Here is an 11,167-nt window from a genome sequence, read left to right on the forward strand (position 1 = left end):
TCCTTTTGGCTTCACAATCCTGACGCAACGCGCCTAATATAGAAGGTGCAGGTGCCGAATCGAGCAGGAGTATACTGGCTTGACGATTGCAGTCTCACCACACGGCCTTCCAGCGCTCGTGCTGAACGCTGACTATAGGCCGCTGAGTTACTACCCCTTGTCGCTCTGGTCCTGGCAGGACGCGATCAAGGCGGTTTTTCTAGACCGTGTGCATATCCTCGCAGAATACGACCACCAGGTTTCCTCCCCCAGCTTCTCCATGCGCCTGCCGAGCGTCGTCTGCCTGAAAAGCTATGTGCAGCCGTCGCGCCATCCGGCCTTTACCCGGTTCAACGTGTTCCTGCGCGACCGGTTCGAGTGCCAGTATTGCGGCTCGCCTGATGATCTGACCTTCGACCACGTGGTCCCGCGCTGCTGCGGCGGCCAGACCACCTGGGAAAACGTCGTCGCCGCCTGTTCGCCCTGCAATCTGAGGAAGGGCGGCAAGCTGCCGCGCCAGGCGGGCATGTTCCCGTACCAGAAACCGTTCCACCCGACGGTGCAGGACCTGCACAACAACGGACGGCTCTTCCCGCCGAACCATCTGCATGAAAGCTGGATGGACTATCTCTACTGGGATGTTGAACTGCAGCCCTGATGGCCTAGCGTCACGGACATTAACCGCACGAGCGGCGGTGTAAGCCGCCGCCTGTGCAGGTTTACGCCTTTGCCGCGCCCCGCAGCGCAATGGCAGCCAGGATCAGGCTGGCGATGACATTCCATCCCGCAAAGGAAAGCCCGAGAACGCGCAGTGCCGCATCCGTGCAGGAGGGGCCGTGCTTGCTGTCGAGATCGCCGAGCAGATCGCCGACGTTGGTCGACACACCCGATGCCGAGGTCGCGCAGGTCGCGGGGCCTTCCCAGAAATGCCACTCGACACCGGCGTGATAGACGCCGAGCCCGGCGCCGGCCAGCATCAGGATGCCGACGATCACGAGCAGCGACCGCGTCAGCCAGGCTGGCAGTTTCAGGACGGAGGCGACGACGGCTGCGATGCCGATCGGGATGCCCCAGTAATAGGGCGTCCGCTGCATCAGGCAGAGCGCGCAGGGGATGTAGCCGCCGATATGTTCGAAGGCGAGCGCCCCGCCGACGGTCACCGCCATGCCTACCGTGGCAATGAGGGAGGCAGCAAGGCCGCGCGCCGGCTGTGTCAGGCTAGTGCTCAAGGAAAGCTCCATCAGGCATCTCAGGCAAGGAAACGATAGGCTGCAAACATGGCGATCAGCAGGCCGGCCACGGCCGCCGCCAACATACCGAGCCGTTTTTCGATGAAATGGCGGATATCCTCGCCATAACGGCGCAGGAGCCAGGCCAGTACGAAGAAGCGCGCGCCGCGGGCGATGATCGCCGAAATGATGAACAGGCCGAGATTGATATTGGCCGCGCCGGAAAGGATCGTTACCACCTTGATCGGTGGCAGATGCGCCAGGCCCGAGGTGACCAGAAGCAGCACCAGCGTCTCGTAGCCGACCGATGCCTTCATCGTCTCGAAGGCTTCCAGCTTGCCGTAGAATTGCAGTATGGGCCTTGCCAGCGCCTCGAAGGCATAGTGGCCGATATACCAGCCGGCGATGCCGCCAAGCACCGATGCCACCGTCGCAACAAAAGCGTAGCGCCAGGCGCGCTCCGGCCGGGCCAGTGCCATCGGCAGGAACAGGACGTCGGCGGGAACGAGGAAGATGGAACTCTCGACGAAAGCGATGACCGCCAGCCAGACTTCAGCGGATTTCCGGGCGGCGAGCGACATTGTCCAGTCGTAAAGGCTACGGAGCATGCGGGCGTTCCAGTTAATCTCGAAGCCTTTTAGGCAGGATTGCCGGCGCTGTAAATGATGTGCTGCAGGTGCGAAGCGCACAGTTTTGTGATTCCCGCCGGCCCGATCGTCAAAATCCCGGTTGACCGGCCCGAAACGCATCGTGTACACGCTTTTTGCTACCTCAGAGGTATCCGTGCCCCATTGGCGGAACTGGTAGACGCGCTCGACTCAAAATCGAGTTCCGAAAGGAGTGCTGGTTCGATTCCGGCATGGGGCACCACATTTTTTTTCGCGATGCCGCCCGCCAACCCGTCGTCGGCCAGCTTTTTCAACGGAGCAAGGTCGTCGGGCGGCTGGCGAAGGAGAATGCGATTGCGGCCTTGCGCTTTGGCGTCGTAGAGCGCGGCATCCGCGATCGACAGGAGGAGGCCCGGCTCTGCCTGCAAGATGCGTCCTTGTGCGGATGATATGCCGATACTCGCGGTCACCCTCCCGAATTCGCTCTGGGAATGAGCGACGTTCTTTTCGTTCAGATGGAGGGCGAACTGCTCGGCAACGACGAGCGCTCCCGCCTCATCGGTATCCGGAAGCAGGACCACGAATTCCTCGCCGCCATACCGGGCAACGATATCCGTCGCCCGTTTTGTCGCATGGAGCAAGCATTTGGTGACCAGGCGCAGGCATTGGTCTCCCGCTGGATGTCCATAGGTGTCGTTATATGCCTTGAACCGATCGATATCGATCATCAGAAGACTGAGCGGTATATTGGTTCTGACGCTTCGCGCCGCCTCACGCGTGAAAGCCTCGTCGAAGGCCCGGCGATTGACGAGGCCGGTCAGCCCGTCCGTTTCGGCCAGGCTCTTCAATTGCTCCGCCGATAGCCTAAGCGCCATTTCGGCCTGCTTCATTGTGGTGATGTCCGAGACGACGACCATTGCAGTCCCGTCTTCCGCAAGCCTCGTCTTGAGGCTGCGCCAGTCTCCGTTGTGCAGCTGAATCTCTTCATCCTTGTTGCAATGCAAAGTGGCGCCGGCGGTCTTGATCCAGTCTTCCACCGCATCATAGGAAATATCCAGCCTTTCGCGGGTTTCGGCGACGCGGCGCAGGATGTCGCTGATATGCGCGCCAATCACGCGGGCATCCCGAGACAGCGGGAAGGCATCGCGATACTGCTTGTTACAAAAGAGAAGGAAGCCCTTCTTATCAAACATGGCAAAGCCATCGGACATGCCGGCCATGGCATGCGACAGCAAGTTCTTGCTTTCCCTCAGTTCCCGTTCGAGCGCAGTGCGCTCCGTGATGTCACGTGTTACCCCCGCAAGCCCGATCACACGTCCTTCCCTATCCCGAAGGGGAACTTTCGAGGCCAGCATATACCTGTCCCCAATGTGTTCGACGGAGTCGATAAGAGGCACTTCCGTGCGCATGACCTCCTGTTCGCGGTAATATAGTTCTTCGGCGAGTGGCCGTTTCATAAGATGGAAGTCGGACAACCCGAACATCTCTGCCGGTGTCTGAAGCCGGAAAAGGCGGACCATGTTGTCGTTGACGGTGATGAACCGGCTGTCCCGATCCTTCACGTACAGATAGTCGGGCGATTGCGAAAATGCAGTCACCAATATGCTGCGTTCCAGCTCCACATGCTGCGTTTTCAGCAGGATGAGACCGCAGGCGGCTATTGCAATGCAGTTCAGCGTCATCATAGGCTGGCCGACCATGACCAGCGTGTTGGCCTTCGACAGCGTGGGAAGCACAGCCATCAACACAACGAGCGCGGCGCCGGTTGCCAAAGCCAGGAGAACGATGTCGAGGAGCTTTGGCGACCTCTTCCTGATGAGGAAATTGGCAATCAGGCCGATGCCGGCGATGGCACCAATTGCTGCGGCACCGTCCACGGCGCCAGCACCGCCAACCGTGGTGCGGAAAATGATGGATATCGACGCGGCAATAACCGCGGCGACCGGCCCTCCAAATAGGCCTGCGAGCGCAAGGGGCGCGAAGCGCAGATCGACATAGATGCCGGGACTGAATTCGGCTGCGAGCAGTATAGAACCGATCGACGTACCGCCGGCCATGATCCCGAAGGCGAACTTTGCGTAGCCGTCCAGCTGCCGCTGGAACCAAATCGACAAATGCGCCCAAATCGAAATCGCCAGGCATACAAATGCAAGGTTACCGGCAAGTTGCCCCCAGATGCCATTCATCGCGCTGCATCGGCCTTCTACCATATCTATAAGACGAGCTTTAGGCAGCAACTGGTGTGAGTTTTGTTAATCCGAAGCCTCTTTTCAGCGAAGATGAATATTTCTCGGATGTTTGCGCCATCGATGGTTGATTAGGGGCCGGAATGTTGCGATTTTGTCACGGAACTGGCGCCTCGGAGAGCATCCATGAACGTCGTGACAGACCATATGCCGGCGTCATATCGGGCTCATGACCGCGCAAAGCCTCGCCAGGAACCACCGCAAACGTCTGTCCGCTCATCGCCCAACAGCAGGATCTCCCGCAGCGGACATCACCCGCCACGCCTCGAGGGTCCGAAAGGCTCGAAAAATGATCCGGAATGGCGCGGGAAGGCTTCGCCGTGGCGGAAAATGCCGAGACCGGCAACGTTAGCATCCCACTGTGGCAGAATCGCTGCAGTCATTGATTTCAGAAGATGCTAATGCTCACTCGTGAAATGCGGCGCGACCTGATCCACCCCGCGCGTTTAGTTCGCGGGGTGGTGCGTCTGCCAATGGTCGGCCGCGCGTGCAGGCCCCAGCCCCGCGGTTTTGTGACAGCTCTATGCTTCAATCCCGCCGCGTGATGGCGTCCCGTTCGAAGCTCGGCGTCCAGCCGCGTGTAAAGCCGATGCTCATGGCAATCTGGGTCAATGCCAGTTGCTCGCGCAGATGACGGCAGTCCTCGATAAGCATGCCGATCGTGGCGCGAACATCGCCGTTATGAAACGCCAGCGCGGCGGCGATCTCATCGACCGGCTCGGAATATTGAGTGTCATGCGCAATGGCATCGATCGTCGACACGGCTTCTCCTTTCCCCTGTGCAAAGACAGTGGATATCCAGTGGACAGATTTTCAGATTGGCGGCCGCATCGCCGTGAATGTTCTTATTATGTTCTCGATTGGGGGAGAGTCAAGGCCCGCTTTCGGGAACCTATTTTTCACGATGGCGTCTGGACGCGCGGGTGGCTATCTGCTCCTCGCACCGCTGTTGCGGGAACGCCGGCCCGACTGAGCCAGCGATGCTTGTTATGGGGTTCCATTCGATTGAATTGGGCGGGGCCAGCGCGGAAACATTTAACAGAAGCGCAGGCCCCTATGGCCTAAGCCGACACGCCCAGATTACCATCTTCCGGTTGCAGCAAACAACGCGGCAGAGGTCGTAAGAACTACCGCTTTAGGGTGATGAACAATGCCGGCGACAGATGGAGGTCGCGTTCGCCACGTTGTGCCGTGGTCGAATAGGTTCGGCGTTTACAGCGAAAGCGTTCTTGACGTGCCCTTTTCGAGTGTCGTGGCCGTCTCTCGACATGCCGATCGGCAGCCCGCGCTCTGATGCGGGCTATGAACCGCTCATGAGCGCGGCCAGATATGTGGGACAGCCCAGGAAAAAAACATGATGTTTTGCTACAAAGAGCGCTTGTCCCACATTCGGACAGGTCGCTGATTTTACGCGCTTGCCGTCCTCCGGCATGGGCATCGCCTCATTTTTTCCCATAGATTTTGCTTTGTTATTTTCGATTTTATCCCTGTCGTCGCGCCGACCGATCAACGCGACGCGAACGGATCATGGGGACGATGTGACGCGACAAACTGGAATCCCCGTGCTCTCCGAAGGGTTTGGTGTGAAAATCAGACCCAACCACGAGGCCCCGTCCACGATGAAAGGATTGAGGCCGCGGGGGAACCACCGGACCGAGGAGCACGACAGGAGGATTCCAGTGACCAGGATATTGACACTCTTGCTTTCGCTTTGCCTGAGTATCCCGGCATGGTCGCATGACATCTATGAGGTCGCTTGCTGCGCGGAGCGCGATTGCAAACCGATACCGGCAAGTGACGTGACGCCAACCAAGGACGGATGGCTCGTGCGCACGACCGGCGAGGTCATCAGTTACAATACCTGGCCCCTCAAGCGGTCTCCCGATGGTCAGTTCCATCGATGTGCCGCCTTCAACGATTTCGGCCCCACGGGTCGAACGAAGTGCCTCTATATCCCTGATATGGGGGAATGAGGCAGCATAAAAGGGAGGTGCATTGCGACATCGACAGAATCGCGTGGGAAAGCGGCGTTCGCTTGGTGCGCGCCATGCGCAACTTCCTTAACCGAAATACAACCACACAGCGTGCCCGCAGTGGATACTTTGAGCCAATTGCCCCGATTCAGCACAGGTCCAGCAGGCTGTTAACCGCCACTCTGCATCGTTATTGCAAAACTTCTTATAGATGCTCAATCTGAAGCAAATCAGTCAGTCCCCAATCGGCACATGGAGATCGAACATGTCCCAGTCTGTTACGTCCGGCGTCGTTTTCGATGATGTTGAAGCGCTTTCCGGTGCCCTGTTCTCCTGGTGTGCGGAACGAAGCATACGCCTGCGCAGCCAAGAGGGCGTCAGCGCCGCCGGAGCGGTCATCGACCTGTTCTTCGCCGGATACACGACGCAGGATGAAATCCTCGGGGCGCTGAGCGATTGGCACGGCCGCGAGGTGGTATTCGCATCGTAAGACGGCTTAGCGCGGTAAAGTCGCAAACCAAGAACCGGGCGCTACGTCCAGAGTTGAAGTCCCTCCCACAGAAGTGTTAGGTGCGTTGCAGCAACACATCTTCCGGCGGGCTCATGCTTCCGATCAGCGATACCTATGAGAACCTGCGGCGGGACTTCCGCTGGCAGATTCCGGAAAAATTCAATATCGGCACCGCCGTCAGCGATGTCTGGGCAGACAGTGAGCCGGAGCGGGTCTGTCTGCAGCATTTCAGTCCCGACGGCGCGCATCTGTCGCTGACCTACGGCGCCTTTGCCGCGCGGTCATCCTCGTTTGCCCATGGGCTTCGGGCTGAAGGCATCTTGCCGGGAGACCGGGTCGCGATCCTCTTGCCGCAGAGCTTTGAAACGGCCATCGCCCACGCCGGCATCTACAAGCTCGGCGCCATCGCCCTGCCGCTGGCGCTGCTGTTCGGGGTCGAGGCGCTCGAATACCGGCTGCGCGATGCGGGTGCCGCGGCCGTCGTCACCAATCGTTTCGGCCTGGAAAAGATCGCGGCCATCCGCCCGCGGCTCCCGGATCTGAAAAGCGTTGTGCTTGTCGATGCCGACGCGCCGGAAACCGTCGCCTTTGCCGCGCTGGCCGAAGGCCATGCACCGGTTTTCGCCGCTGCCGACACGACACCGGACGATCCGGCGATGATGATCTACACATCGGGAACCACCGGGCCGCCGAAGGGCGCGCTGCACGGCCATCGCGTTCTGCTTGGCCATGTCCCCGGCTTCCAGTTCCACCACGCCTTCCTGCCGCAGCCGGGCGACCGGATGTGGACGCCGGCCGACTGGGCCTGGGCGGGCGGGCTCTTGAATGCGCTTCTGCCGTCGCTTCTGCTCGGCGTTCCCGTCGTGTCGTCGCCCGGCCAGAAGTTCGATCCGCACATGGCCTTCCGCATTCTGGAGGAGATGGATGTGCGCAACGCCTTCATCCCGCCGACGGCCTTGCTGCTGATGAAGGCGGTTGAAAATCCCCGCTCTCTCTACAGGCTCAACCTGCGCACCATCGGCTCGGCGGGGGAAGCGCTGGGCCGCGAAACCTGGGAGCAGGCGAGCGAAGCCTTTGGCGTGCCGGTCAACGAGTTCTACGGTCAGACCGAATGCAATATCGTCCTGTCGTCGGCCGCCAATCTCGGCGTGCTGAAACCCGGCTCGATGGGCAAGGCAGCACCTGGCCATGATGTTGCGATCATCGACGCTAAGGGCAGAAAGCTTCCCGCCGGCACCGTTGGCCAGGTTGCGGTGCGCCGGCCCGATCCGGTGATGTTCCTCGGTTATTGGCGCAACGACGCGGCGACGGCTCAAAAATTCATCGGCGACTGGATGACGACCGGCGACCAGGGCGTTCAGGACGAGGAGGGTTACTTCACCTTCTTCGGGCGCGACGACGATGTCATCACCTCGTCCGGCTATCGCATCGGTCCCGGCGAGATCGAGGACTGTCTGGCCGGTCATCCGGCCGTCCAGCTCGCAGCCGCGATCGGCAAGCCGGACCCGGTGCGCACCGAAATCGTCAAGGCCTATGTGGTGCTGAAGCCGGGGCATGCGGCAAGCGCTCAGCTCGCCGCCGATATCCGCGACTGGGTCAAGACGCGGCTGTCGATGCACGAATATCCGCGCGAGATCGAATTCCTCGATAGCCTGCCGCTGACGACCTCCGGCAAGGTCATCCGCCGCATCCTGCGCGACCGGGCGATTGCGGAGGCGTGACTATTTCGAACGCCGAGGTGAAAGCGACCTGATCTTGTCGCGCAGCAGCCGCGCCATGTTGCGGGTGTTGCGATAGAGGTGGAGCTGGGCTGCAACCTGGCGCACATCGCGGTCGCGGTTCTGGGCAAGGCCGATCACCAGCGTGCCCATCTCCTCCCGTTCCTCCCAGAAGCGGCTCATCACCGGATGGTCCGGCGTGGCGCAACTGTCCGAACGCATGATGTTGGCGTCGTCGAGATGCCATTCGGTCAGTTCGGCCATCAGCAGCTTGCCGGGCGAATATTTCGCGTAGCGCTCATCATAGGCTGTTTTCCAGGTATAGGCTTCGCCGGCCATCATGAAGACGATCATCGAGGCGATTGCAGCCCCGTCGAGGTCGAGCGTGTGGATGCGCACGCTGTCGGCTTCGGCCAGGTTGGTGATCGCCTCGCGGGCAAAGGCGGCGCGGTAGCGGTCGAGCACCATGGCGGTGCCCTGGCGGCCTTTCCAGCCGCTCGCTTCCAGCGCCAGGAATTCCTCCGTGCGCAGGCGGATGTCGGCTGGCTGGCGGGCGACACTGTGGGAAACGTCGCCGAGTGCTTCCAGGTGATTCCACTGGCGACGCAACTCGCGGAAATGCGAGGGGCTGATCGCGTGCCGCAGATAGGTCTGGCCGTCCTGCAGGCTTTCCAGCATCGGCCGGGTAAAGGTGTCGGTTTCAGTCAACGGAAGGTTGCGGCCGATGGCAACGGCGCGGGCAAGCTGGGCGAACTTGCCCTTCAGGCGGACATCGGGAAGCACGAGCACGCCGGGCAGGCCAGCCGAAGGGCTGGCCAAGGCCTCATAAAGATTGTCGATGGTTTCCGCCGCCTCTTCGGCATCGAGCAGCGGCACGCCGAGCGGCCCGAACGGATTGGACCAGGCGCGGACGATTGGCGCGCCGATCGAAAAGCCCGGCTTTTCGATCGAGAACGGCATCAGGAAGCGGATGCGGCTGCGCCGCTCGTCATTGTCGCGGATCAGCGCCAGGCGAATGATGCGGTCTTCCAGGCGCGGCATGGCGGGCGCGAGGAAGCGGCCGGTAAAGAAGACGTTCGGCTCCATCGCCCGGTTTGAGAGGAAATCGAGTTCCGTCTGAAGTTCATAACCGTGGCGCGCGGGATAGAGGCAGAGCTGCCTGCCGGGGCGGCCGATGGCGATGGTGTTTTCAGCGATCGGGCGATCGGGTGCCGGCGGAACCAGGCCGCCGAGAATGCGCGCCGACCGGCTGTTGGCATCGTCCGGAATGTGCTGGTTGCCGGTCATGGTCTGGTGGCCTCTGCTTTGATGGTTCTTGTATGCGGATCGGCGAAGGCGAAGAGAACGATGCCGAAGGTGCGGCGAACCGCGACATGAAGAAGGATAGCCTCGACGACCATTGCGCCGGTCGTGGCGAGGGCCGCACCTGTCAGGCCGAACAGCGGGATCAACGTGACGTTGAGCAGCAAATTGGCAACGAGGGCGCCGGCATAGAGGGCGACGCACAGTTTCTGCCGGCCGGCCATGGTGAGAAACGCTTCGGCCGGGCCGACCAGCGCCTTGGCCATGATGCCTGCAAACAGGATCGCCATCAGCGGATAGCCGGAAACGAAGGCGGGGCCGAACAGCGACAGCAGAAAGGTGCCGCAAAGAAGGACCATGCCGCCGACGCCGAGCGACGGCCAGAACGACCATTTGGCGCTTTCGACGGCGATGACCGCCAGTTGCTGGCGATCCGGATCGGCCATGGCCGCCGAGAAGCGGGGGGCCGCGGCCGCCTTCACGGAGAACATGACGAAATGCACCAGCGCCATCGTCTTCGCGGCGGCAAAGTAGACCGCCACACTTTCCGGATCGAGATAGAGGCCGACGATGACGACGTCGGAATTGGTCAGCATGAAGCCGAAACCCTCGATCAGGAAGATCGGCAAGGCGACGCGGATCCAGATGCCGAACTCGATCCGGCGCGGCCCTTTGAGGTAGCGCCTGCGCAGCCGCCAGGTCAGAATGAAGAACTGGGTGACGCTGGTGAGATAGGTGGCGGCCATGGCGGCGATCATCGCGGTCTCAGCGGTATGCGGCTCGCCGATCGCCACGGCAAGCAGCATCAGGCCGAGGATGAGCAGGGGCCGGATGATATAGGTCGGGCTCAGCGCCGAAACCGCCCAGCTGTGGGCGCGCGACGTCCCATCCATCACATCGCCAAGCGCGATCATCGGCAGCGTGAAAATGCCGAGATAGAGCGGCACGAGATAGTAGCCGTCGATACGGTCGCCAAACAGCCAGAGCCCGCCGATGCCGACGACCGCGAGCCCTGTCGCCGAGACCAGCGCAAAGATGCGCACCGTCGTCGTCAGCCCGCGGATTTCCGGCAGCGCGTCGCGGGCGTGGTATTGCGGCAGGAAGCGAATGATCGCGGTGTGGAATCCAAGGCAGGATAGATTGCCGAACAGCACCACCAGCACCCAGACGAAGACGAAGATGCCATATTCGAACTCGCCCATGAGGCGGGCGAGGATGATTTGCGAAACAAAGGCGATGGCCGCGCTGACGACGCGGATGGCAAAGGCGACGAGCGCCATGCGCTGGGCAAGATGTTTCGGATCATTGCTCGTCAGCACGGGCCCGAGCTTTTCAAGCAGCGGCGACAGCCAGCCCCGCAATGCAGGCGGCAAAATTCGTCCAGCCGTTTGACACGCTGCTATGAACAAGGGAGTACCCGAAACTACGCAAAACAGGATGCCAGTCTTGCCAGAACAGCGTTAACAAAGGGTGGAGAAGGAGGCCGTGGCTGCGCTGCTGACAGCGACAATCAATATGCTATTGTCGGTTGCATTCGGCGGTTAAAGCAGCGTGCGCGATGCCAGCTCGCGTCACCGGGAAGATGGGCCTCCCGGCTGAGG

At 61.0% G+C, this 11,167-nt stretch carries 8 protein-coding genes, 1 tRNA gene and 1 pseudogene; 4 read left to right on the forward strand and 6 right to left on the reverse strand.

Annotated features, from left to right (window positions below):
• Positions 1-79: 79 nt before the first annotated feature.
• Positions 80-637, forward strand: coding sequence for an HNH endonuclease (locus tag ACSQ3F_RS10675; protein WP_436100185.1), 558 nt, complete (start codon positions 80-82; stop codon positions 635-637).
• A 61-nt stretch (positions 638-698) separates the two neighbouring features.
• On the opposite strand, the gene ACSQ3F_RS10680 is transcribed toward ACSQ3F_RS10675, so the two are convergent.
• Together ACSQ3F_RS10680 and ACSQ3F_RS10685 are read right to left on the reverse strand one after the other, a co-directional pair.
• On the reverse strand, positions 699-1,220 hold the full coding sequence (locus ACSQ3F_RS10680) for a disulfide bond formation protein B (RefSeq protein WP_436100186.1): 522 nt from the start codon (positions 1,218-1,220) through the stop codon (positions 699-701).
• 8 nt (positions 1,221-1,228) lie between these two features.
• Complete coding sequence (locus ACSQ3F_RS10685; RefSeq protein WP_436100187.1) at positions 1,229-1,816, reverse strand: YqaA family protein; 588 nt, start codon at positions 1,814-1,816, stop codon at positions 1,229-1,231.
• 177 nt (positions 1,817-1,993) lie between these two features.
• Here ACSQ3F_RS10685 and ACSQ3F_RS10690 point away from each other — a divergent pair.
• Positions 1,994-2,078: transfer RNA gene (locus ACSQ3F_RS10690), tRNA-Leu, on the forward strand.
• Positions 2,079-2,142: 64 nt separating this feature from the next.
• Here the strand turns inward: ACSQ3F_RS10690 and ACSQ3F_RS10695 are convergent.
• Positions 2,143-4,002, reverse strand: a pseudogene (locus tag ACSQ3F_RS10695) (diguanylate cyclase); the annotation flags it as partial.
• Between the two features lie 588 nt (positions 4,003-4,590).
• Positions 4,591-4,824 (reverse strand): hypothetical protein, encoded by a 234-nt coding sequence (locus tag ACSQ3F_RS10700; RefSeq protein WP_436100188.1) that lies wholly within the window; start codon positions 4,822-4,824, stop codon positions 4,591-4,593.
• Between the two features lie 1,476 nt (positions 4,825-6,300).
• Between ACSQ3F_RS10700 and ACSQ3F_RS10705 the strand changes: the two genes are divergently transcribed.
• Together ACSQ3F_RS10705 and ACSQ3F_RS10710 are read left to right on the forward strand one after the other, a co-directional pair.
• Entirely contained in the window at positions 6,301-6,525 is a 225-nt protein-coding gene (locus tag ACSQ3F_RS10705; protein WP_436100189.1) for a hypothetical protein, read from the forward strand.
• A 113-nt stretch (positions 6,526-6,638) separates the two neighbouring features.
• Entirely contained in the window at positions 6,639-8,267 is a 1,629-nt protein-coding gene (locus ACSQ3F_RS10710) for an AMP-binding protein (RefSeq protein WP_436100190.1), read from the forward strand.
• On the opposite strand, the gene ACSQ3F_RS10715 is transcribed toward ACSQ3F_RS10710, so the two are convergent.
• A complete protein-coding gene (locus ACSQ3F_RS10715; RefSeq protein WP_436100191.1) occupies positions 8,268-9,551 on the reverse strand; it encodes a GNAT family N-acetyltransferase in 1,284 nt (427 codons plus the stop codon). It lies immediately after the preceding gene.
• A complete protein-coding gene (locus tag ACSQ3F_RS10720; protein ID WP_436102109.1) occupies positions 9,548-10,942 on the reverse strand; it encodes a lipopolysaccharide biosynthesis protein in 1,395 nt (464 codons plus the stop codon). The genes ACSQ3F_RS10715 and ACSQ3F_RS10720 overlap by 4 nt, the downstream gene beginning before the upstream one ends.
• Between the last annotated feature and the right edge of the window lie 225 nt (positions 10,943-11,167).

The sequence above is a fragment of the Pararhizobium sp. LjRoot238 genome (genome assembly GCF_964252955.1).
Classification (GTDB): Bacteria; Pseudomonadota; Alphaproteobacteria; order Rhizobiales; family Rhizobiaceae; genus Pararhizobium.